The following is a 23,774-nucleotide window of genomic DNA, read 5'->3' on the forward strand; positions in this document are numbered from 1 at the left end:
CGACATTCGCGGTCCAATTGCCATGGGCGGCACGGACACCGTGACCGACGACGCCTGTTCACCAAGCTTCGTCGCCGGACGATCGCTACGGTTTGCGAGCTATCATCCTCCACGGGCGGGCGCTGCTATCGGCTTAAAACGGGGCGCAATATAGGCAGGAATCTGGGAAAATGGTTAACGCTCGTTAAACCTCCTGATTTCCTTGCCTTTTCCGACCTAAACCCCTTTGCCACATTAAGAATTCATTAGGATTTTAATGAAGCTGGAGTGCTCTTAATTGTAACAACCGGGCTAATGTGTCACTACGATACGGTTAGGAACGGGCTTGCGTACGAAAATGGCAACCGTTCCGGTGGATAAGCTGTGCGAGTGGTGCCCTCGAGGGTCAATTCCGACTATCCATCGAGGAAATGCAGTGGTGTTCAGTAGGGTATTGCGTAGATGTGATGCGCGTATCTTGCCGTCACCGCCCCGGTGAAGTCAGTGCCTGGCCGCAATCGCGGATCAAATGGACACGCTTCATCGCAGGCAAAAGGTAATGAGGCGTATCCCTATGGCGACGAAGAAGAGCAACGAGTCAATTGATGAAAAGGCCTTCCAGGCTCTGGAAGCGGCCCTTAAGATCGATTTTGACGAGCTTAAGTCGAGCCCTAACGACAAGACTTCCTTGGATAATCCGGAGGAAAATGTGTCTGACTCCACTAATCAGGCTGCTCAGCCCGATCACAGCCGAAATGCCAAGCCTCAGCAGGAAGCCCCCCGCGCCGCGCGAGCAAATGACGCCGCACGCGGGCTCGCTCCTGAACCTGCGCCAAAGTCGCCTCCCCTTTCTCCGGCAAACGACGATGGGCGCCGCTCTCCGGCTGCCATGTTGCGCGCCCTCGACGTTCGCTCGAACCGCGCCGCCATCCGTGTCGCAGCCCTCGTTTCGGTGATCTGGGCCGTGGCCGGCATCGGTGTCGCCAACCTGCTCTATGGCCCACAGATCTGGCAGATCCGCTCGCTGAGCGATCTCGCTGCCACCCCGGGTGCCGTCGGCGTCGCCATTGGCATCGCGCTGCCGATCATGCTCTTCTTCTCCTTCGCCATCATGATCGCCCGCGCGCAGGAACTGCGCAACGCCGCGCGCTCCATGGCCGAAGTGGCATTGCGCCTGGCCGAACCGGAAACTGCGGCCGCCGACCGGGTCATGACCGTCGGTCAGGCCGTTCGCCGCGAAGTCTCGGCGATGAACGAAGGCATCGAGCGCACGATTGCGCGCGCCACCGAACTCGAAACGCTGGTTCACTCCGAGGTGAATGCGCTCGAGCGCAGCTACAGCGAAAACGAACTGCGCGTGCGTACGCTGGTTCAGGAGCTGGGCCTTGAGCGCGAAGCCATCATCGGCCACTCCGAGCGCATCCGCTCGACCATCGCCGGTGCGCATGGCAAGCTGAAGGACGATCTCGACCAGGCCGGCGAAGACATCGCCTCGCGCATCGCCATCTCCGGCGAGGCTTTTGCCTCGCTGATCGACACGCGGGCAGCGGCACTCAGCGAAAAGTCCGACACGGCGCTGCAGAACATCAGCACCATGCTGTCGAACCGCACGGACTCGCTCCTTTCCGGCCTGACGGCAGCCGGCCTCGGCCTCAGCAGCGAATTCGACACCCGCCTCGACCAGCTGAGCGATACGCTGACAAAGCGCGGCGAGCAGCTGCTCGGCCAGTTCGAGACCCGCGCCTCCTCGCTCGATGCTAACACTGAAAAGCTGAATGCCGCGCTGAACGAGCGCGCCCGCCAGCTCAATGAAACGCTGATTGCCCGCACCCGCGACCTCAACGAAAGCCTGAGCGTCGGCCAGCAGGCAATTGCCGGCGGCCTCGAAGACGTGCTCGCGACGCTCAACGCCACCCTCGACGAAAAGGGTGCGCATTTCCGCCAGAGCCTGCGCTCCAGCGCCGACGATGCCATCATGGATCTCGATCTGCGCGGCGGATTCTTCGAAGAAAAGCTGCAGACGACAGTCGGCCACCTTGCCACCGCCTTCGACGAACGCTTCCACGAGTTCGCATCGGCCTTCGACAAGCGCGCCAGCTTGCTCGACACCAAGCTGATGGAAAGCCTGCACCGCATCAACGAGACCGTCAGTGGCGGTTCGGATGCCATCGGTGGCGCGCTCGACAGCAGCATCGAGAAGATCGGCTCGGCGCTTTCGGATCAGTCGCTCACACTCGCGACAGCACTCGGCGCCACCCACGACTTCATCGAGGAGACGATCGGCAGCCGCACGTCCGATCTCAGCAACCTGATCGGCGGAGCCCATAGCCGCATCGACAGCGTTCTTTCCGAAAAGACCAGCAGCCTGATGGGCGCCTTGTCCGAGGCTCAGGATCGCATCGAGAACGGCTTTGGCCAGCGCGCAGATGCGCTTGCAAAGGCACTGACATCAAGCGAACAGCGCCTGACCGAGGGCCTCGACACCCGCACGGCACAGTTCGTCGATGGCCTGCACGCGGCCCATGCCCGCATCGAGCAGACGCTGACCGGCTCGACCGACGAGATCACCAGCGCCATCGCGGCAAGCCAGCACCGCCTCGACAACACCCTGTCCGAGCGCACCCTTGCCCTTTCGACCGTGCTTTCGACCGGAACGGACGCGATCGAAGGTGCCGTCGGCGAAACGGCCGACCGGCTGGAGCGTGTTCTTTCGGAACGCAGCCAGGCGATTGCAGAAACCCTTTCGACCCAGACATCGGCACTCGACGGCGTTCTCGCCGATCGCTCCGCCCACATCACCTCGACGATGACGGCCCGCGCCAACGAAATGGCAGATTCCCTGAGCCGTCATGCCGAAGACGTCGCCGACAACCTCACCTTCCGCGCCACGGCCGTTGCCGAGACGATGACCGACCGTGTCGGTGAAATCGAACAGAAGCTTTCGGACAGCGTATCCCTCGTTGCCGAAAACCTCGGTGGCCGCGTCAGCCAGATCTCCGACACTCTTACCAACACCAGCGCTCGCATTGCCGAAGACCTCAGCGGCCGCGTGGGCAAGATCTCGGACGTCCTGACGGCCACCAGCGCCCAGATCGCCGAGGCGCTGACCGCGCGCACCACCGAGGCGACAGCCTCGCTCGCCGGCAAGGCGACGGAAATCGAACAGACGCTGACCGGCCGCGCCGAGCACCTGCGCGAAACACTCTCCTCGACCCACGAGCAGATTCGAGCCACGCTCGACGACCGGATCAACGCAATCAACCTCGCCGTCGACCAGGGCCGCGACCAGCTGGAAGGCATGTTGTCCGACCAGTCCGTGTCGATCGCCACCAGCCTTGCCACCAGCGCCAGCATGCTCGAAATGTCGCTCGAAGAGCGCCAAGCGGCACTTGCCGGCATCATCGACCGCAGCGGCGAAACGCTGGAAGCCCGCATGCGCTCGACGACCGGCAACATTGCCGAGCGCCTGGCGGAAACGGCCGGCCAGATCAGCCTCGCCGCCGACACGCTGACCAACCGCGTCGACATGTCGATCAACGGCCTCAACGACCGCCTTGACGACACCGGTCTGCGCATCGAGACAAGCCTTGGCGCGCTTGAAGAGCGCATGCGCGACAGTGCCGAAAATGTCGGTTCGATTGCCGATGCGGCGGGTGTTCGTGTCGAGACCCGTCTTGGCTCGCTCGAAGACCGTATGCGCGGCAGCGTCGATAATGTCAGCACGATCGTCGATGACACGGCCGCCCGCATCGAGACCCGTCTGGGTTCGCTCGAGGGGCGGATGCACGGGAGCGTCGATAAGGTCAGCGTCATCGTCGATGAAACCAGCAGCCTCATCGAATCTCGCCTCGGAACTTTGGAAGACCGCATCCGCGGCAGCGTCGGCAATGTCAACGCAATCGTCGACGACACCGGTATCCGCATCGAGGCCAGCATTGGCACCCTGGAGGATCGTATCCGCGACAGCGTCGGAAGCGTCAATGCCATCGTCGACGATACCGGCGCCAAGATCGAGACAAGTCTCGGTTCTCTGGAAAGCCGTATTCGAGGCAGTGTCGGCAGCGTCAATGCCTTGGTCGATGACACCGGTCTGCGCCTGGAAACGAGCCTCGGCTCGCTGGAGGATCGCGTCCGCGACAGCGTCGACAGTGTCAACGCTATCGTTGACAACGCCGGCCAGCGCATCGCCGACAGCCTCGGTGAGCGTTCCGGCGAGATCGACCGCGTCAGCGAGGAAGCCGCAAGCCGCATCTCCAGCGCCATCAATGCCGGTACGGACCGCATTGAAGAGCGCCTCGGCACCATGGACCGCGCCCTCAACATCGGCCTCGAAAACGTCAACCGCACGATCGAAGGCAAGGCTGCGGTGCTTGTCACCAGCCTGCGCGGCGCCGTCAGCGAAGCGACGCAGGAGATCGACGCCGAGGCCGGCCGGATCGAAGGCAAGACCGCGGACCTCATCAGCAACCTTCGCGGCGCAGTCGGCGATGTGGTCCAGGAACTCGACACCGAAGCCGCCCGCATCGGAGGCAAGGCTGCCGGTCTCGTCACCAGCCTTCGCGGTGCAGTCGGCGATGTTGCCCAGGAACTCGACACCGAAGCCGCCCGCATCGAAGGCAAGGCTGCCGGTCTCGTCACCAGCCTTCGCGGTGCAGTCGGCGATGTTGCCCAGGAACTTGACACTGAAGCCGCCCGCATCGGAGGCAAGGCTGCCGGTCTCGTCACCAGCCTTCGCGGCGCAGTCGGCGATGTTGCCCAGGAACTCGACACCGAAGCCGCCCGCATCGAGGGCAAGGCTGCCGGTCTCGTCACCAGCCTTCGCAGCGCGGTTAGCGAAGCAGCGCAGGACCTCGACGCGGAAGCGGCCCGTTCCGCCGGCCTTCTTTCCAAGGCTGGTCAGGACTTCGCCAATGTGCTGGCGGCCCGCAACGCCGACTTCGCAAATGCCATTGAGCAGACCGCCTCGACAACGGCCGCACGCCATGCCGAACTCGCCCGCTCGGTCGCCGATGCCTCTGACACCGCCACTGCACGCCTTGCCGCCACGCATGGCCAGGTTGCCAGCCACGCCCAGAACATCCAGCAGGGCTTGGCAGATGCCGAAAAGGCACTGGAAGCCCGTGGTGAGGCGATCCGCAGCACGCTCGACGATCGGACCCGCGAACTCAACTCGATGCTCGCCGGCCGCTCTATGGAACTGTCGCGCATCATCGACGAGCAGGCACGCCCGGTCATCGATCAATATGCCGCAACCGGCCGTGAGGCTGCCGAGCGCATCGCCAGCCTGACGAAGGACAGCACCGATCGCCTGCGCGCGGAAAATGCCGCATTGGTCAATGCCATTACCGAACGCACCGGCGAGACGCTCAACGCCATCTCGCTGCGCGCCGAGGAAACGGCAAAGGCGATGAAGATGGTCGAGAACCGTCTGCAGTCGACGGCCCTCGGCCTGATCGACCAGCTCGCCGCCAACAACACGGCGATCGCAACTGTCATCGACCAGGCAAGCGACAATCTCGGCGACATGGACCAGCGGCTGGAGGCTACGGCCACCCGATTCTCCGAAACCACGCGCCAGGCTTCCGACATGCTGTCGACCTCTACGCGCCTCATCGAAGGCAAGGTCGACAAGCTCTCGGACATCTCGGCCTCTACCCTGTCGCAGATCGGCGGCATCGTCGGCCGCTTCGAGGATCACTCCAAGGTGCTCGGCCAGGCCTCGGACCTGTTGGGCGCCGCCCAGTCGAACCTCGTCAGCACACTCGAGGAACGCCAGGATGCCTTGCGCACCCTGTCGGTCGGCCTCGTCCAGCGCTCGGAAGAAATCGAACGCACCATGCGTGCACTCGAAGGCTTCGTCGATGGTGCCTTCCAGCGTGCCGAAGAGCGCTCAGGTCTGGTTGCTGGTAATCTGCGTAGCGGCATCCAGCAATCCTTCTCGGATGTCGGCCGCCTGCTGTCGAGCACCGAACAGCGTGCAGCCGAAGCCGCCGAATCCATGCGCAATGCGCTGGCCCAGGCCGGCGACGAGGCTGGTGCCTCGGTCGAGGCAGTCTTCTCCCGCGCCGAAGAACGGTCGCGCCAGATTGCCGATACGCTGCGCTCCGGCGTCGAGACCTCGTTCGCCGACGTCAACAAGACGCTCTCGGCGGTCGAGGGCCGCGCGCTCGGCGCCTCCGAGGCGCTCCGCCAGGCGATCGCCAAGGTGGGCGAAGATGCGGGTTCCTCAATCGAGGGTGCATTCGCAACCGCCGAGGAACGCTCCAAGGAAGTGGCGTCCCGCCTGCGCGGCAGCGTCGCGTCGTCTGTCTCCGACGTCGAGCGCATGCTTAGCGAAAGTGGCAAGAAGTCCGACGGCGTCGCAATCCAGCTGCGCGACGCCGTTCGCGTGGCGATCGACGACGCCATCGGCCGCTTCAGCGGTGCGACCGACGATATCCGCCGCTCGGCCGGCGAGATCCGCAAGGAACTCGATATGACCCGCGAAGAGCTGAAGCGCAGCGCCTTCGACCTGCCCGAGGAAGCCAAGGAAAACGCCGCCGTCATGCGTCGTGCCGTGGCCGAGCAGATCAAGGCCCTGCAGGAGCTGTCGGAAATCATCGGCAAGTCCTCGACGCAGCTCGAAGTCGCCCAGCCGCTGCGCCAGCAGCCGGTTGCTGCCGCTGCTGTGGCTGCAGCGCCTGTCGCCCGTCCGGTCCAGCAGCCGGTCGCAGAGCCGCGTCGCCAGGATCCGGCGCCTGCCCTGCGCGGCAGCCTCGGCATCGAACAGGCGACCGTCCAGCAGCCTGCCCCGGCCCAGCCGGAAACGCAGGCCGTCACCAGCGAAGTCGCAGAAGGCGGTGGCTGGATGCGAGACCTGCTGCGTGCCGCGTCGCGGGAAGAAGCGCCGGCAGCCGCACCGCAGCGCCCGGCAGAAAGCCAGCCGGTTGCCCGCAGCGGCGATAACCGCAACCCGCGCCACGTGGTGGAATCGCTGAACTCGCTTTCGGTCGATATCGCCCGGGCCATCGACCACGACGCATCGGTCGACCTGTGGCGCCGCTACCAGCGCGGCGAGCGCGACGTCTTCACCCGCCGGCTCTATACGCTGAAGGGCCAGCAGACCTTCGACGAGATCAAGCGCAAGTACGACCGCGAGCCGGAATTCCGCACCGCCGTCGATCGCTACATCGCCGACTTCGAAAAGCTGCTCGCCGATGTCGCACGCAACGATCCGGACAAGCGCATCACCCAGACCTACCTTACATCCGACACGGGCAAGGTCTACACGATGCTCGCCCACGCCGCCGGCCGCTTCAACTAAGAGGCAGCCCGACCGGCAAGATTTGACGGCCCCATCGCAAGGTGGGGCCGTTTTCACATGTGTCGTCCACAGCGGAAGCGCGCAACAGGTTCGCGTCCGCATCGAGGGCTTCGAGATGTTCTGCATCGACCCAGTGTGACCCACGGCGCGATGACGGTCGTTGTGTGCCTTACCCAGATACCGCATTGTATCCGGATACCACACTGTCGAACCCAAAATCCCTGCCGCATCATCACCGCCGATCTTCCCCAACCACCCGGTGCCGTCGGGCGCCGAGGATCGACATTGAAAAGTGGCGCGTCGGTGCCAGCACAGTGCCGTTGGCGGCGGCACAGTGCCCTAAGTTCAAGGATGCGCGGCATCGCCAATGTTACGGCGCAAGCACGCCCCAGGAGCGGAAGCCGCTTCACTAGTCCCATTTGAATGGCAGAGTTACTCCACGCGCGTTGCGCGCCAACGTGGGCAGCTTACCGGCGGCTACCTACGGCAAACTGCCGTACTACATCACCGCCGATGCTGCCGAGGTGGCGGAGTACCAAGCACCCAACGGATGACCCTTTCATAGCGTCGGCTGGCCGACGCCATTGTCCACAAGAGTATCCCGCAGCCAATCTTGGCGGTGTGCGTATTCCGATGAAGCCGGCCATTGATTCCGATTTGAAGCCGGCCAGTCATTCCGATTTCATTCCGGCCGGCGTTCCGATTTGAAGGCGGCCATTTCTCGGACTGATCCTGGGTCTGTTTGATGTTTGGATCGGGTTTTGTTTCAGGTCAAGTTTGAGGTGTTTCAGCGGCGACCAGCGGACGCTGTTTTCGCATGCTGTCGCCGGTCAGATCGATGCGGTATGCGTTGTGAACGAGGCGATCCAGAATGGCATCGGCGAGCGTTGGGTTTGCAATGATCTCGTACCAGTGATCCAGAGGCACCTGACTGGTGACGATTGTCGAGCGACGCTCGTAGCGGTCTTCGATGATCTCGAGGAGGTCACGCCGCTGATCATCGTTGAGTTTTTCCGGTCCCCAATCATCAAGAATAAGCAGGTCGGTCTTGGCGAGGGATTTGAGGATCCTGCCGTATCGCCCGTCGCCCCTTGCAAGGGCAAGAGTTGCAAACAGCCGCGGGACGCGGTGATAGGCGACGGAGAAATCCTCGCGGCATGCTTTGTGGCCGAGTGCGCAGGCCAGCCAACTTTTGCCAACACCGGCTGGCCCGGTGATGAGAAGACTGTGGTGCTTGCGGATCCAGTCGCAGCCGGCAAGCGCCATGAACAGATTGCGATCGAGGCCGCGTGCAGCACGAAAGTCGGCATTCTCGATCTGCGCGTCGTGGCGAAGCTTGGCAGCCCTGGCGCGGGCTTCGAAGCGCTTCTGTCGACGCATGGTGGCCTCGCGTTCGAGCAACATGGCAAGCCATTCTGCATGCTCGAGGCCACGTGCTTCTGATTGTGCATCGAGCTCCTGGAAAGCGGCTGCCATGCCGTAAAGGCCGAGTTCGCGCAGCATGTCGATGGTGGGGTTGATCAGCAATGGTGTGTCTCCTCAATGAAAATAATCAGGGCCACGCAGGTTGGCGTGATCGATAATGGCGGTCGGTTCGGTGGAATGGCGCGCGGCCTTGTGGTTGGCGATGAGCGAGGCAATGCTCTTGCAGTTCAGTCCACCGATCTCGACGGCGCGGGCTGAAACGGCCTCAGCCCGATTGCGTTCGATGTCGCGAAACAGCCGCAGGACACCCAGGCATGTTCGAAAGCCCTGTTCGGGATGAGGACGGCTGGAAAGAATTGCGATGACCAACCCTTCGGTCTGAGGGCCGATGGATGCGGCCCAGCGCCGAAAGCGATCCGGTGTCCACTCGGCATAGCGCCGGTGGGAACTGGGCATATGATCCGGATCAGTTCCATGGCGAGGACCACCATAGCGGCGCTGATGCACGGCAATGCGCTTGCCGCGGTGGAAGATCTCGATGGTGCGTGCCGTTGCCCTCAGATCGACCTGCTGGCGAATGAGGCTGTGCGGCACGGAATAAAAGAAAGTCTTGAACTCGACGTGGTAATCCGTCGAGACGCGGACCAAACGCCATTCGGCGAATTCGTAGTCTTCGCTCGGAAGACTTGCGAGTGCGGCACGCTCAACGCTCTCAAACAGTTGCCGGCGACTGACGCCCAACCGGCGCATGACGTGGCCGTTGATGCGATCGAGTGCCTGGCCAATGGCAACATTGGCCTCAGCAAGCGAGAAAAAGGTCTGATTGCGCAATCGCCCCAGAATGCAGGACTGGGCAAACCGGACGCCATTCTCGACTTTCGATTTGTCCTTCGGCCGTCGCGGCCGTGCCGGAAGAACACCGACGGCGTAGTGCGATGCCATCATGCCGTAGCTGCGGTTGATCTCGGGATCGTAAAAGCTGGCACGACTGACGCCTGACTTCAGATTGTCGGGAACGATCAGCCGGGGAACGCCTCCAAAGAAACGAAACATCCGGACATGCGAGCCGATCCAGTCGGGGAGCGTTTGCGTCCAGGTCGCGTCCGCATAGGTGAAGCTGGATGCGCCGAGCACCGCCACGAAGATCTCTGCCTCGCGGATCTCGCCGGTCTTGCGATCGACAATCGGGATCTTCTTGCCGGAATAGTCGACGAACACCTTGTCGCCGGCCGCATGCTCCTGGCGCATCGTCGGCGAAAGCCGCTGCTCGAAACCGCGAAAGAGTTCGCAGAAGCGACTGTAGCCATATCCTTCGGGATGCGAGCCACGATACTCCTCCCACAGGATGAGCAAGGTGACACCAGGCTTCTTGAGCTCGACAGCAAGATCGGCCCAGTTCGGCTCGACGCGTCTCCTCGCGCCCTGTTTGACGCCGTTGCGAGTGAAGAGCTTGTTCGCAAGCGCATCGTCGGTCAGTTCGCCCGGCAAGGGCCAGGTCAATCCAACCGCTGCTGCGCGCCGCAGATTATCCTGCACCGTACTGCGCGCTATTCCCAACACGACGGCAATCTCGCGGGAGCTCGTCCCGCTTCCGGCAAGCCGCAGCATTTGTCGTAACTGTCTCATGGTCAGCCTTCTCTTTGCCGGCATCAAAATCTCCACGTTTGTCGTGGTGTAATTGATGCCAAAGTTGCTGACCCAGGAGGTAATGTTCAGTGCCGAAAACCGGCCGGTCTTTGATTGGAACGGTGGCCGGCTTCAGATCGGAATGGTGGCCGGTCTTTGATCGGAATGGCGGCCGGCTTCACGTCGGAATCCGCAGCGGTGTGGGCCGGAGTGCAGGAGAACGGCGTTTGCCGCACCGTCGACCACAATCGAGAAAGGCGCGGTTCGAGCTTGGAAAAGCCCGGGCATGTTCGTCGCATGATCAGCAAACGCTGACCAGAAGACAGCAGACATGCCTAGCATTCTAAAATTCTGCCCAGGCCCAGGCGGACGCCCTGCCAGGTTCCGCAGTGGTATGTATCCACACCTTAACTATCTCCTGCGGAAGCTGCCGCGAGCATCTCATGCATCTGGCATTAGCCCGACGCGACAGATGTCGCGGTTCACTCCTCATGACGAGAACGACCTGGCGGCCACCACCATAGTAGCTACGCGGCATTGCGTTGCATCAGCGCGTTTGAGTGCATTCCGGCGGCAGCCGGCACATACCCCCAAAGGCGCTTATTTCGGGAAGTAGCAGCGATCCGACCCACTGGTCCGACGCAACCAATCGCGCCACGGTTCGACAACACGAGACAAGGCTCGGATACCCCATCACCGCATTGACACCAGGTTGCTCCTTCCCGTCCAGGCAGAGCCACCTCATGCGCATTTCGCACCGTCGAACGAAAACAACACCGCGCAAAACAAAAGGCCCCGGACAAACCGGGGCCTTTCTAAGGTTTCGATCAAGCTGGCGAAGCCAGTCTGCGATCAATGTTCCTTGTTGGCGTAAACCGACTTCTTGGTCAGGTAGACGAGACCGGTGAAGATCAGCAGGAACACCATGACCATGAAGCCGGTGCGCTTGCGGTCTTCCAGGTGCGGCTCGGCTGCCCACATCAGGAAGGCCGAAACGTCCTTGGCATACTGGTCCACCGTCTGCGGCGTGCCATCCTCGTAGGTAACCTGATCGTTGGAGATCGGCTGGGCCATCGCCAGCGCAGAAGCGTTGGCGAAGTAAGGGTTGTAGTGCGTGCCTTCGGCGACCTGAACGCCTTCCGGCGGCTCATGGTAACCGGTCAGCAGCGCGTGGATATAATCCGGGCCACCTTCCTGGTAAGGCCAGAACATATCGAAGACGAACTGCGGGAAGCCGCGTTCGATGCCGCGCGCCTTGGCGATCAGCGAGAAGTCCGGCGGTGCAGCCCCGTTGTTGGAAGCAGCAGCTGCTTCCTTGTTCGGGTACGGCGACGGGAAGTGATCCGCAGGCACGGCCTTGCGGGTGTACATTTCGCCGTCAGCGTTCGGGCCGTCCTGAACTTCGTAGTTCGCGGCGAAGGCCTTCACCTGTGCGTCGGAATAGCCGAGGCCTTCGAGCGTACGGAATGCCACCAGATTCATCGAGTGGCAGGCCGAACAGACTTCGGTGTAGATCTTCAGGCCACGCTGCAGCTGACCCTTGTCGTAGTTGCCGAACGGGCCGGCAAACGACCAGTCCTGCTGCTCAGGCTTGTGGATCGGATAGTGGGGCGTGCCGCCGCCATGCTCCGCGCCACCTGCCGCCTCTTCAGCGACAGCAGCTCCGAGACCGAGGCCAGCGACGACAGCAAGTGACAGAATGCCTGTTACAAGCTTTTTCATTGTTGTGGGTTCCTTATCAATCGCTGTTCTGATCAGGCACGTGCGGTGGCCGGCTGTGCCTTCGCATTCTTCTTCTCAAGCACCGCCTCGGTGATGGAATTCGGAATGCGCTTCGGCGTTTCGATCAGGCCGAGGACCGGCATGATGACGAGGAAGAAACCGAAGTAGTACAGAGTGCCGATCTGCGACATGACAACGTACAGGCCTTCCGCAGGGCGCGAACCCAGCCAGCCGAGCAGGATGGCGTTGACCACGAAGATCCAGAAGAACAGCTTGTACCAGGGACGGTAGACAGCCGAACGCACCTTCGAGGTATCCAGCCATGGCAGGAAGAACAGGATGATGATCGAGCCGAACATCACCAGAACGCCACCGAGCTTGGAGTCGATCGGGCCGACATTGAAGGTGATGGCGCGCAGCATCGCGTAGAACGGCAAGTAGTACCATTCAGGAACGATGTGGGCAGGCGTCTTCAGAGCGTCAGCCGGAATGTAGTTGTCCGGATGGCCGAGGAAGTTTGGCTGGTAGAATACGAACCATGCATAGACCAGCAGGAACACGGAGACGCCGAGTGCGTCCTTCAAGGTCGCGTAGGGCGTGAAGGGAACGGTATCGGTCTTCGACTTCACTTCGACGCCGGTCGGGTTGGTCTGGCCGGTGACGTGCAGGGCCCAGACGTGAAGCACGACAACGCCGGCGATCATGAAGGGCAGCAGGTAGTGCAGCGAGAAGAAGCGGTTCAGGGTCGGCTGGTCAACGGCAAAGCCGCCAAGCAGGAACTGCTGGATCCACTCACCCACCAAGGGGAAGGCCGAGAAGAAGCCGGTGATAACGGTCGCGCCCCAGAAGGACATCTGACCCCAGGGCAGAACGTAGCCCATGAAGCCGGCAGCCATCATCAGGAGGTAGATGACCACGCCGAGGATCCAGAGGATTTCGCGCGGTGCCTTGTACGAGCCGTAATAGAGGCCACGGGCGATGTGTAGGTAGACGGCGATGAAGAAGAATGATGCGCCGTTGGCGTGCATGTAGCGCAGCAGCCAACCGTGGTTGACGTCGCGCATGATCTTTTCGACCGAGTTGAACGCAACGGTCGTGTCGGAGGCATAGTGCATGGCCAGCACAATACCGGTCAGGATCTGCACGATCAGCATCACGGAAAGCATGGCGCCAAAGGTATATGCGTAGTTCAGGTTCCGGGGAACCGGATAGCTGATGAAGCTGTCGTGAATCATACGCGGCAGCGGAAGACGGGAATCAACCCATTTCTCAATGCCAGTCGTTGGCGTGTAGGTTGAATGTTCAGCACTCATTATCAGTAGTCCCCTCAACCGATCTTGATAACTGTGTCGGAAACGAACGAGAAGGTCGGCACGGCGAGGTTCTCCGGCGCCGGACCTTTACGGATTCGGCCGGCCGTATCGTAGTGGGAACCATGGCAGGGACAGAACCAGCCACCGAAATCACCGGCCTGACCAAGCGGCACGCAGCCGAGATGGGTACAGGAGCCGATCATCACGATCCAGTTTTCCTTGCCTTCGCCGGCGGAGCGATCGAGATCGTTCGCCTCGGCGTCGGTCGGAAGGTTGGCGTTGCGCGCAACCGGATCCTTGAGGTCGGCAAGAGCGACCGCCTTGGCCTCTTCCACTTCCTTCTCAGTGCGGTTGCGGATGAAGATCGGCTTGCCGCGCCATTTGGCCGTCAGCGACATGCCGGCCTGCAGGCTCGACACATCGACCTCGATCGAGGCGAGAGCAAGCGTCGAAGCATCCGGACGCATCTGGTCGATGAATGGCCAAGCGACCGCGCCGGCGCCGACGACGCCCGCCATGCCGGTGGCCAGGTAAAGGAAATCGCGGCGAGTGGGCTCGCCCGAGGTCTCGCTTGAAATGTCGTGTTCGCTCACGGCTAAACCATCCTCTCACGCAATGTTGCGGAAACCGCATCCGCCCAGCGAGATCCCTGCCCTTGCGGTTTCACCTAGGTCAAGGAAGCACGCCCAATCAATGTGCTGACACCTTAGCCGGTTTGCTGTTGCAAACACGTTATCGGGCGTCAGAATCCGAAAAGTGCTGCGCGCACACGGCTCGCAGATTCCCCGTCAATCCGGCGCGTTCTATGCTTGATCGCAAATTATGTCCAGCCTTGACAAGGGTGGGTGGGCAGATTGTCGCGGGGAAAAGCGCGGCCAATTGGCACAAGGACTTGACGGTCGTCATTGCAGTTGGCCGACGGCCGTTCGAAGGGTGGAGAAAAGGCGACGAGGCCGCCCTACTCTGCCGCTTCTTCGCGTGCCAGAAAGCCGCCGGATTGCCGCGACCAGAGGTCAGCGTAAAGACCGCCCCGAGCGATCAGTTCGGCGTGGGTTCCGTCCTCGACGATCCGGCCCTTATCCATGACGACGAGCCGATCGAGAGCGGCGATCGTCGACAATCGGTGTGCGATAGCAAGCACCGTTTTTCCTTGCATCAGCCGGTCGAGATTGGACTGGATTGCCGCCTCGACTTCGGAATCGAGCGCCGACGTCGCCTCGTCGAGAACGAGGATCGGCGCATCCTTGAGCATGACGCGGGCAATCGCGATACGCTGCCTCTGCCCGCCAGAAAGCTTGACGCCGCGTTCACCGACATGGGCATCGAAACTCCTGCGGCCGCGCTGGTCCTGGAGATCGAGAATGAACTCGTAGGCCTCGGCCCTCTCGGCTGCGATGATCAATTGCTTGTCGGTTGCATCCGGGTGGCCGAAAAGGATGTTGTCCCGGATGGAGCGGTGCAGCAGCGAGGTGTCCTGGCTGACCATGCCGACCTGTGTGCGCAGCGATTCCTGCTTCACCGTCGAAATGTCCTGCCCATCGATCAGGATGCGCCCGCCCTCGAGGTCGTAGAAGCGCAACAGCAGGTTAACGAGCGTTGACTTACCGGCGCCCGAACGGCCGACGATCCCGACCTTTTCGCCTGGACGGATCACGAGCGAGAAGTCGTCGATGACGCCGGCACTCTTGCCGTAATGGAACTTCACATGCTCGAAACGGATTTCCGGCTCGCTGACCGACAACTCCTTGGCATCCGGTTTGTCCACAAGACCGATCGCCTGGGAGACGAGCTCGGCCGAATTCTGGATCGTGCCGATGTTGCGCATGATCGAGTTGAACTGCGTCATCATCCGGCCGAGCAGCATGTTGAGTCGCAGCACCAGCGCCAGCGTGAAGGCAACCGCACCCGAACTGATCGCACCGCCAAGCCAGAGGTGGATGGCATAGACGGCGATGGCCGCGATCATCATGCCCGAAAGCAGCGCAAGCGAGGCACGCACGGCCGTCAGTAGCCGCGTGAAGGGGATCACCGCCCGCTGGAAGCGATCGAAGCCGGCGCGGATATAGCGGTCGTTCTCGTCGTCGCGACCGAACAGTTTCAATGTCTGAATGTTCGAATAGGCATCAACCATCCGCCCGTTCAGCATCGAGGCCATTTCAGCCGTATCGCGCGCGTGCTTGCGGATGCGCGGAACGAAGTAGCGCGCCAGCGCCAGGAAGAGGACGATCCAGAACGCGACCATTGCCGCCAGCCGCCAGTCGAGCTGGGCGATGAGCGCCATGGTCGAGGCGGTATAGATGACGATGAACCAGACGACCTGCAGCAGCGAGACGATCAGATCGCTGGTCCCTGCGCGCCGGACCAGACTTTCGTCACGATCCGGCCGGAAAAATCGTTCTGGAAGAAGGAAAGCGATTGCCGAGCGACGTGGGTGTAGGTTTGCCAGCGCACGAGATTGAGGAAGCCGGTGATGATCGACTGCTCCTCGACGAGCGCTGCCAGCGACACCGCGACGAAGCGGAACACCAGCACCGTCAGCAACATGAACAGAAGCTCTGGCCCGTTGGCGGAAATTAGCCCGCTCCAGCCCGCTTCGGGCTTCACAGTGTCGAGCAGATCGACCAGCCGTCCGACGAAGTAGAAGAGCCCCGCCTCCAGCATGGCGACAAGGCCCCCGAGGATGGCCATCGCCAGAAACGGCCCTTTGGCCTGGCGGGCGTAGAACCAGGCAAAACCCCACAGCGATTTCGGCGGCTGCAATCGCTCGCGCGGCGCAAACAGCTTGATCCAGTTCTCAAAGATGCTGACGATGGCGCTGAGCATGTTTCCGATATAGGCGGTTCGGCGGCAACAGCAATCGGTTTCCACCATCGGGCGCATTACAAATGCGTTAGGTGACGTGGCAAAACCCCGCCGCCCGCATGGGCGGCAGGGTCACAGCGGATCACTCCGCCGCTTCTTCCTTCTCGGTATCGTCGGCGATGAAGCCGCCCGACTGGCGTGACCAGAGGTCGGCGTAAAGGCCGCCCTTGGCCACGAGTTCGGCATGCGAACCGGTTTCGACGATCCGCCCGGCCTCGAGGATGACCAGGCGGTCCATTTCCGTCAGCGTCGACAGGCGGTGGGCGATCGCGATCACCGTCTTGCCAGCCATCAGCGCGAACAGGTTCTCCTGGATCGCCTGCTCGACTTCGGAATCGAGCGCTGATGTCGCTTCGTCGAGGACGAGGATCGGCGCGTCCTTGAGGAAGACGCGGGCGATCGCGATACGCTGGCGCTGGCCGCCGGAGAGCTTGACGCCCCGTTCGCCGACCTGGGCGTCGAGCCCCTTGCGCCCCTGGTTGTCCTCGAGCGCCTGGATGAACTCCCAGGCATTCGCCCGCTTCGCAGCCGCGGTGATCGCCTCGTCGTCGGCTTCCGGGTGTCCATAGGCGATGTTGTCGCGAATGGAGCGGTGCAGCAGCGAGGTATCCTGCGTGACGACGCCAATCTGGGCGCGCAGGCTATCCTGGGTGACGGTGGCGATATCCTTGCCGTCGATCCGGATTGCGCCTGACTCCACGTCGTAGAACCGCAATAGCAGGTTCATCAGCGTCGTCTTGCCGGCACCCGAGCGTCCGACCAGGCCGATCTTCTCGCCCGGCTTGATGTCGAGCGACAGGTGATCGATGACGCCCTTTGCCTTGCCGTAGTGGAAGCGGACGTTGTCGTAGGTGATCGCACCCTTTTCCGCCTTCAGCGCCTTGGCATCCGGTTCGTCGACGATGTCGTGCGCCTTGGTCATCATGCCGATACCGTCATAGACAGTGCCAATGTTCTCGAACAGCGCCGAGACTTCCCACATGATCCATTGCGACATGCCGTTGATGCGCATGGCCAGACCAACGGCGATCGCGATCGCGCCGACCGAGATGGCACTTGTCAGCCACAGGTGAATGCCGAGCGCGCTGATTGCAAACAGCGCGATGCTGTTGTTGGCGTAGACCAGCACGTGGAACAGCGTCACCTTGCGCATCTGGCGATGCACCGTGTCGAGGAAGCCGTCCATGCCGGCGCGCGCATACGTTTCCTCGCGGCCTGCATGCGAGAACAGCTTGACCGTGCCGATGTTGGTGTAGCTGTCGACGATACGGCCCGTCATCATCGATCGCGCGTCCGCCTGCTCCTTGGAAATCTTCTGCAACCGCGGCACGAAATAGGTAACGATGCAGATGTAGATCACCAGCCAGACGGCGAGCGGCGTCACCAGCCGCCAGTCGGCAGCGGCAACGACGATCAGCATCGTGACGAAATAGCTGACGACATAGACGAAGACGTCGAGGATCTTCATCACCGTTTCGCGAACCGCAAGCGAGGTCTGCATGACCTTGGTCGCCACGCGGCCGGCGAACTCGTTGGCGAAGAACGTCATGCTCTGGCGCAGCAGATAGCGGTGCATCTGCCAGCGGGCGATCATCGGGTAATTGCCGAGCAGCACCTGGTGCATGATGAACGAATCGATCGCCACCAGCAGCGGCAGGCCGATCAGAACCAGGCCGCCCATCCAGATCAGCCGGTGACCTTCCGCCTGCAGGAAGGTGTCGCGATTGGCACTCGACAGCCAGTCGACCATGTTTCCGAGAAACTGGAACAGCGCCACTTCGCCGATGGCGATGAGCATGGTGCAGACCGACATGATGAGCAACCACGGAACTGCGGGCTTGGAATAGTGCCAGCAGAAGCCGAAAAGGCTCTTCGGCGGAAGCACGGGCTCTTCCGTCGGATAGGGATTGAGGCGGGATTCAAACCAGCCAAACATAGACTTGCTCCTTCAGAGTATTTTGAAGGAAGGCGGGAATTTGCCCCGCATTCTTTATCGTGAAAATTTCAGTCCGGAAATGCTGCCCGCCATAGCGGTTTGTCTTCCGGAGTTCCGGAAGCGCGCATCGATCTCTTGAAAGATAAGTCGCGGAACCGGTCAGGCCAAACGGTGGCCCATCACTCCTGGAAGGCGTGTCAACATCAATACAGTCATCATTGCCTCCGTCGGTTCGCGTTGAAGAGAGGTTCTCTCTACCCCTAATCGCGTCGACATGCCAGATTGTCGCAGGCACTTTCCTGCCTGTTTTTTCATCGTTCGGTCGGATGTTGCTCATTCGGCACAGATTAGACACCGCGAAATCAAACGGAAACGACACATGGCAGGCGCGTCCGGCATTGGTAGGAGACGCATATGAACGCATCATCGACGCCCCCTCCCGAATTGAAAGGACAAGGTTTCCATCTGAGGCGGCCGCAAGGGGGCGACGTCGAGGCGCGACTGGCGCTCGGGCGGGATCCCGAGATCCACCGCATGTTCGGTGGCAGCGCCACCTTCGCCCGCGCTTTCGGACAAGCGGATGCAGAAGCGTGGGTGCAACACCTCGTCGAGCATCCAGCTGCCTGGATCATCGATCGCAACGGGCCAATTGGCGAAGTCAGGCTCGACAATATCAACCGGGTCGACCGGCGCGCCTCCTTTGCCATCGGCATCTTCAATCCGAAATTGCTCGGCCAAGGGCTTGGCACTGCCGTCACCAAGCTTGTATTGGCGCATGCGTTCGGCGCGCTCGGCCTGCACCGTGTTTCGCTGCGCGTGCTTGCCTTCAACGAGCGCGCCATCGCCAGCTACCGCAAATGCGGCTTCTCGGTCGAGGGACGAGAGCGAGAGACGGCGCTGATCGACGACGCCTGGCACGACGACATCATGATGGGGATTCTGGCGCATGAATTCTCCGCCGCAAAAGACAAGTCGCAAGAAAAGTGAACAGACGTGAGTGACCTCCGCATTGCCCTCTACCAGCCCGACATTCCCGGCAATACCGGCACGATCCTGCGCCTTGCTGCCTGCCTCGGCCTTGCCGTCGATGTCATCGAGCCGGCGGGCTTCGACCTTTCCGACCGCAATCTCAAGCGCGCCGGTATGGACTATATCGCCTCGGTCACCCTCACCCGCCACATCAACTGGGAACGGTTCGAGGCGTGGCGGGTGCCGACCGGCCGAAGGCTTGTGCTCGCCTCCACCAAGGCCGCCGAGCCCTATACCCGCTTTGAATTCAGGCCCGACGATATCCTGCTGTTCGGTCGGGAAAGCGCCGGTGTGCCAGACCATGTGCATGATCGCGCGGAAGGCCGCATCCTCATCCCGATGGCCGAGGGGCAACGGTCGCTCAACGTCGCCATGTCTGCTGCGATGATCGCCGGCGAGGCGATCCGGCAAGTGCAACTGCTCTGAAAAACATCGCATGGTAATGCCCTGCCTTTCCCGATGGGGGGTGACGATGGGCGCGGCCAACGGCAGCGCCCCAAAATTCAGGCGGCAACCTCGTTGTAGGGCGTCGCCTTGCGGGCCTGCTTCAATGTCCGCGCCCACCAGATGAGCCGATCCATCATCAGGAACAGCGGCGCACGCAGCTCCTCGGGCTTGTAGAGGTTGCCGGCCGCATCGAACTTCGACCAGGCTTTGGCAAACTGGACGCCGTCGCGCAGCGTCACCGCATGCAGCTCGGCAAAGACTTGGCGCAACTGCTCGACGGCGCGGATGCCGCCGGAAGCGCCGCCATAGGAGACGAAGGCGACGGGCTTGGCATGCCACGGCTCGTAGACCGAATCGATCAGTTCCTTCAGCGCGGCCGGGTAGCCGTGATTGTATTCCGGCGTCACCACCAGGAAGGCATCCGCTTCGGCCACCTTGCGCTCCAGCCACTCGCCGGGATTGACCGTGGCGCCGACGCCGCGCGATGCCCTCAGCCGTGCCGGATCGATGACCGTGAGATTGAAGACGTTCGAATCCGAGATCTCACGGATCAGCCAGTTGGCGACCGTGTCGCAGAAGCGCCCCTGCCGGGCGCTGCCGTAGATCACCGCAAGCGTCATTTTCTCTGTCATGGGGATCAGCTCCTTGTTGTGAATTCCATGGAGCTCATGCTATAAAACCTCAACATTAGTTGAGGTCAATAGCCCGCCATGACGATTGTAAGAAACAGCGAAATGCGACGCGAACTGACCGTCGGCGAAGTCGCCGAACGCAGCGGCGTCGCCGTTTCCACCTTGCATTTCTATGAGGCCAAGGGTCTGATCCGCAGCAACCGCAGCCGCGGCAACCAGCGCCGCTATCCCCGAAGCGTGCTGAGGCGCGTGGCGGTGATCAAGGTGGCGCAACGGACCGGAATTCCGCTTTCGGAAATCCAGGCGGCGCTGACGGTGCTGCCCGACGACCGGCCCCTGACGGTGCAGGATTGGGCTCGGCTGTCGGAAAGCTGGCACGAGCAACTGAATGCGCGCATCGCCAGCCTGATGGCGCTACGCGACCACCTGACGAGCTGTATCGGCTGCGGATGTCTGTCGCTCAGGGAATGTCCGCTGCGCAACCCCTACGATGTGCTCTCGATGGAAGGCGCCGGCCCTCGGCTGATGGATGCGACGGAAGAGGACGGCCAGCCCTAGGAGGCCTCAGTCTGCAGTCGGCAGGCGGCGCATGGTGAACTCGATCTCGTCGCCGTCGAGCTGGCGCCAGCTTTCCACTTCGGTCCAATAGGCGGCTTTTGGCCAGGTATCGAACCATTCGCGCGCCTTGGCGCGGGCCGCACTTCGATCGAGCCGAAAGGTTTCACGCACGAAAAGGCCATCGCCTCGTGTCGGATTGTCCCGGCGATGCCGGGCGATCTGGCGCCGCAAACCATCGAGCGGCGGACCTGCGGGTATTCTTGCCATGGGCCATACCTCTGGAGGTAAAGATAGTGTGAGTATCGGGCCATTGCGAGTCCGTTTTACACCGCCCATACGATGCGGCAGACTGCAGCGCGGCGCGCCAAATATGACGCGCAAAGGACGCTGCAGCGCTTTAGACTTGCTGCATAATTTTCTCCTTAAATCGAATCTGATTTAAGGAATTATGCAGTAGCCCGATGGCCCCTCCGCCGTTGCCAATCCGGCGGAAATATGAACTGTGGCCCATATCAACGAATCGGCGGCTTTCCGGCGCGCAAAGCCGCGAACAGGACAAATTTTCATGGAACGACCGCAACTACCCCAGGGGCTGCCTGCCGATATCGAAGACAAGAAGGCAGCAGCCAGAGCCTGGTTCGAAAGCCTGCGCGATACGATCTGCGCCGCTTTCGAGGCTGTCGAAGACGACCTGACCGGCCCGCTGTCCGACCGTGAACCGGGCCGCTTTGTCGGCAAGGAATGGAGCCGGGACGGCGGCGAAGGCGGCGGCGGTCGCATGTCGATGATGGAAGGTCGCGTCTTCGAGAAGGTCGGCGTACACACCTCGACCGTCTTCGGCGAATTCTCACCGGAATTCCGTGAGCAGATCCCCGGCGCCAGCGAAGACCCACGCTTCTGGGCATCGGGTATCTCGCTGATCGCGCATCCCGTGAACCCCAATGTGCCGGCCGTTCACATGAACACCCGCATGGTCGTCACCACCAGCAACTGGTTCGGCGGTGGCGCAGACCTGACGCCGGTGCTCGACCGCCGCCGCGTCATGACCGACCCTGACACGCAGCTGTTCCACCGCGCGATGGAGATCACCTGCAACCGTCACTCGGTGGCTGATCACGCCAGGTACAAGCAGTGGTGCGACGAGTACTTCTTCCTGAAGCACCGCAACGAGCCGCGCGGGACCGGTGGCATCTTCTACGATTGGCTTCAGTCTCCGGCCGAGCAAGGCGGTTGGGACGCGGACTTCGCCTTCACGCGTGATGTCGGCAAGGCGTTCGCGCTTGTCTACCCCAAGATCGTGCGCACCAATTTCAATACGCCCTGGACCGAGGAAGATCGCGACGAGCAGCTCGTGCGTCGCGGCCGCTATGTCGAGTTTAACCTGCTCTACGACCGCGGCACCATCTTCGGCCTGAAGACCGGCGGCAATGTCGAGTCGATCCTCTCGTCCCTGCCCCCGGTCGTGCGCTGGCCCTAAAAAATTTCTACTGCATGTTTCCTTAAATCCTATTCGATTTAAGGATAAAAACACGCAGCAACTCAAGGTGCTACAGCGACCTTTGCGCGTCTCATAAGACGCGCGGCGCTGTAGGAAAAGTGCGAAGCGGTTTCCGTCAGGAAATACTTGGAAATGAAGAGATAGAGCGTTTCTGAGGCTCCTTTTGAACGAAACCGAAGGTGCGCGGACGTCATTTGCAGATGCGCACCTTCTTGATCACCACCCGGCCATAGGCGCCATAGGTCTGCACCGTCTTGACCACGCAGGTCTGTCGATAACCGTAGCTGTAGTTGCCGGCTTTTGCCGGAATGGCGAGAGCAATGACAGTCGTCATCGCGAGCGCGACGGCGAAGAGAGAATGGCGCATGAATGGTTCCCCGTTCGAATTCTGCGGCCAGGAATGACGTGCGATCCGCATGTCCGAGCCATCGCACGAAAGCCTGGATTGCGCTGTTTCGATTGGAACAGCTGAACAAATCGTCGAGCGCCGCGTTGTCCTTCCATCGAGGAAGGGGGCCGGACCATGATCTTCAAGAAGCGCACATTTCACGGCAGCGAACCGGATCGCAGCACCGGGGATCACCCCGCCGAGCTGGAACGTCGCGTGGCGCATGGCCTTGCGGTGACGCCCGGGCTCGATGCATCCGACGTCACGGTTGTCTGCCAGGGAAATACGATCGTGCTTGCGGGGCATGTCGCCACGAAGGCCGAATCCGCCCGCGCCGAAGAAGCCGCAAGACTGACGAAGGGGGTGGCAGAAGTGGTCAACCGCATCGAGGCGGCAGAGGGAAGATAGGACTGGCTCAGATAGAACCGAGCGTCCAGCCGACGATCTCGGATGCGACCGTCGCGAACGCCTGATCGAGGGCCCTGACGAAGGCCGGGTTGCCGGTGCCCTTGACGCCGGCCGTGGCGCGGAATGCCTTCTGCGCCCGCACAGTGCCGTTCCGGTCATTGACGATCTTTGCAAAGATCTCGACGACCGCCGTATCGGCGCCTTCGGTCGAGATCTCGAAGGAGCGGATCTCGCTGATCACCTGATAGTCGATCGCCAGCCCCTCGCCGGGCTTGCCGACGCCCGCCACCTTGCCGGTATTCTCGAACGCCTGAACCAGCTTTGCCTGCACCATGCGCGGCAGGCGGTCGCTCCATTGTGCCTTGGACAGATACTGCAGCTCCGAACCGGAAAGACGGATGACGACCTGGTCGCTGTCGAGCGCTTTCAGCGCCGTCGGTTCCGGCACGAGTATCTGCTTGCTGGTCGCAGCCCGTCCTTCGACGACCGGCGACGCGGAAAGGCTGAATGTATCGTTGACGGCAGCACCGGCGCCGCACCCGGCCAACAAGACAGCCAGCGTGAAAACCAGGGCAGAGCGTTTCGCTCCCGTCTCACGCATACACACCAGCCCCGGAAAATTCATACTGCCCAAACCCTTGTCCAATT

17 protein-coding genes and 1 pseudogene are annotated in these 23,774 nt (G+C 61.7%); 6 read left to right on the forward strand and 12 right to left on the reverse strand.

The annotated features are described in order from the left end of the window. The first annotated feature begins 553 nt into the window (after window positions 1–553). Entirely contained in the window at window positions 554–7,282 is a 6,729-nt protein-coding gene (locus tag J3R84_RS07965) for an apolipoprotein A-IV repeat region-like domain-containing protein (RefSeq protein WP_203528600.1), read from the forward strand. Between the two features lie 771 nt (window positions 7,283–8,053). Here J3R84_RS07965 and istB read toward each other — a convergent pair. The 8 genes and pseudogenes from istB to J3R84_RS08005 all read right to left on the reverse strand — a co-directional run bounded on the left by istB (window position 8,054) and on the right by J3R84_RS08005 (window position 18,593). Then, complete coding sequence (gene istB, locus J3R84_RS07970) at window positions 8,054–8,809, reverse strand: IS21-like element helper ATPase IstB (RefSeq protein WP_203530155.1); 756 nt, start codon at window positions 8,807–8,809, stop codon at window positions 8,054–8,056. A gap of 12 nt (window positions 8,810–8,821) precedes the next feature. Beyond that, window positions 8,822–10,333, reverse strand: coding sequence for an IS21 family transposase (istA, locus tag J3R84_RS07975; protein WP_373688562.1), 1,512 nt, complete (start codon window positions 10,331–10,333; stop codon window positions 8,822–8,824). An 852-nt stretch (window positions 10,334–11,185) separates the two neighbouring features. After that, on the reverse strand, window positions 11,186–12,055 hold the full coding sequence (locus J3R84_RS07980) for a cytochrome c1 (RefSeq protein ID WP_025427195.1): 870 nt from the start codon (window positions 12,053–12,055) through the stop codon (window positions 11,186–11,188). A 32-nt stretch (window positions 12,056–12,087) separates the two neighbouring features. Beyond that, window positions 12,088–13,368, reverse strand: a complete 1,281-nt coding sequence (locus tag J3R84_RS07985; RefSeq protein ID WP_025427196.1) for a cytochrome b — start codon at window positions 13,366–13,368, stop codon at window positions 12,088–12,090. A 14-nt stretch (window positions 13,369–13,382) separates the two neighbouring features. Beyond that, window positions 13,383–13,961: a ubiquinol-cytochrome c reductase iron-sulfur subunit gene (gene petA / locus J3R84_RS07990; protein WP_025427197.1), complete on the reverse strand. Its 579-nt coding sequence runs from the start codon at window positions 13,959–13,961 to the stop codon at window positions 13,383–13,385. Window positions 13,962–14,326: 365 nt separating this feature from the next. Continuing rightward, window positions 14,327–16,191, reverse strand: a pseudogene (locus J3R84_RS07995) (ABC transporter ATP-binding protein). Between the two features lie 121 nt (window positions 16,192–16,312). Then, on the reverse strand, window positions 16,313–18,166 hold the full coding sequence (locus tag J3R84_RS08000) for an ABC transporter ATP-binding protein (RefSeq protein ID WP_025427199.1): 1,854 nt from the start codon (window positions 18,164–18,166) through the stop codon (window positions 16,313–16,315). Beyond that, window positions 18,150–18,593: a hypothetical protein gene (locus J3R84_RS08005; protein WP_144239149.1), complete on the reverse strand. Its 444-nt coding sequence runs from the start codon at window positions 18,591–18,593 to the stop codon at window positions 18,150–18,152. Before J3R84_RS08005 ends, J3R84_RS08000 begins: the two co-directional genes overlap by 17 nt. Between J3R84_RS08005 and J3R84_RS08010 the strand changes: the two genes are divergently transcribed. Both J3R84_RS08010 and J3R84_RS08015 read left to right on the forward strand, forming a co-directional pair. Next, on the forward strand, window positions 18,581–19,153 hold the full coding sequence (locus tag J3R84_RS08010; protein WP_025427200.1) for a GNAT family N-acetyltransferase: 573 nt from the start codon (window positions 18,581–18,583) through the stop codon (window positions 19,151–19,153). The two genes, J3R84_RS08005 and J3R84_RS08010, sit on opposite strands and share 13 nt — an antisense overlap. 6 nt (window positions 19,154–19,159) lie before the next feature. Next, entirely contained in the window at window positions 19,160–19,621 is a 462-nt protein-coding gene (locus J3R84_RS08015; protein WP_057208691.1) for a tRNA (cytidine(34)-2'-O)-methyltransferase, read from the forward strand. Between the two features lie 77 nt (window positions 19,622–19,698). On the opposite strand, the gene J3R84_RS08020 is transcribed toward J3R84_RS08015, so the two are convergent. Beyond that, entirely contained in the window at window positions 19,699–20,274 is a 576-nt protein-coding gene (locus tag J3R84_RS08020; protein WP_025427202.1) for an NADPH-dependent FMN reductase, read from the reverse strand. Window positions 20,275–20,352: 78 nt separating this feature from the next. Here J3R84_RS08020 and soxR point away from each other — a divergent pair, with 78 nt between their 5' ends. After that, a complete protein-coding gene (gene soxR, locus J3R84_RS08025; protein ID WP_025427203.1) occupies window positions 20,353–20,832 on the forward strand; it encodes a redox-sensitive transcriptional activator SoxR in 480 nt (159 codons plus the stop codon). A 6-nt stretch (window positions 20,833–20,838) separates the two neighbouring features. Here the strand turns inward: soxR and J3R84_RS08030 are convergent, their stop codons facing one another. Continuing rightward, the gene (locus J3R84_RS08030; RefSeq protein ID WP_025427204.1) at window positions 20,839–21,099 is read right to left on the reverse strand and encodes a hypothetical protein; all 261 of its coding nucleotides are present in this window, start codon (window positions 21,097–21,099) and stop codon (window positions 20,839–20,841) included. Window positions 21,100–21,397: 298 nt separating this feature from the next. Between J3R84_RS08030 and hemF the strand changes: the two genes are divergently transcribed. Next, complete coding sequence (hemF, locus tag J3R84_RS08035) at window positions 21,398–22,309, forward strand: oxygen-dependent coproporphyrinogen oxidase (RefSeq protein ID WP_025427205.1); 912 nt, start codon at window positions 21,398–21,400, stop codon at window positions 22,307–22,309. A 211-nt stretch (window positions 22,310–22,520) separates the two neighbouring features. On the opposite strand, the gene J3R84_RS08040 is transcribed toward hemF, so the two are convergent. Next, the gene (locus J3R84_RS08040; protein ID WP_156407975.1) at window positions 22,521–22,697 is read right to left on the reverse strand and encodes a hypothetical protein; all 177 of its coding nucleotides are present in this window, start codon (window positions 22,695–22,697) and stop codon (window positions 22,521–22,523) included. A gap of 156 nt (window positions 22,698–22,853) precedes the next feature. Between J3R84_RS08040 and J3R84_RS08045 the strand changes: the two genes are divergently transcribed. Then, entirely contained in the window at window positions 22,854–23,126 is a 273-nt protein-coding gene (locus tag J3R84_RS08045; protein WP_025427207.1) for a BON domain-containing protein, read from the forward strand. 7 nt (window positions 23,127–23,133) lie between these two features. On the opposite strand, the gene J3R84_RS08050 is transcribed toward J3R84_RS08045, so the two are convergent. Continuing rightward, window positions 23,134–23,751: an ABC-type transport auxiliary lipoprotein family protein gene (locus J3R84_RS08050; protein WP_025427208.1), complete on the reverse strand. Its 618-nt coding sequence runs from the start codon at window positions 23,749–23,751 to the stop codon at window positions 23,134–23,136. Window positions 23,752–23,774 lie beyond the last annotated feature (23 nt).

The organism is Ensifer canadensis, from assembly GCF_017488845.2.
Taxonomy (GTDB): domain Bacteria; phylum Pseudomonadota; class Alphaproteobacteria; order Rhizobiales; family Rhizobiaceae; genus Ensifer; species Ensifer canadensis.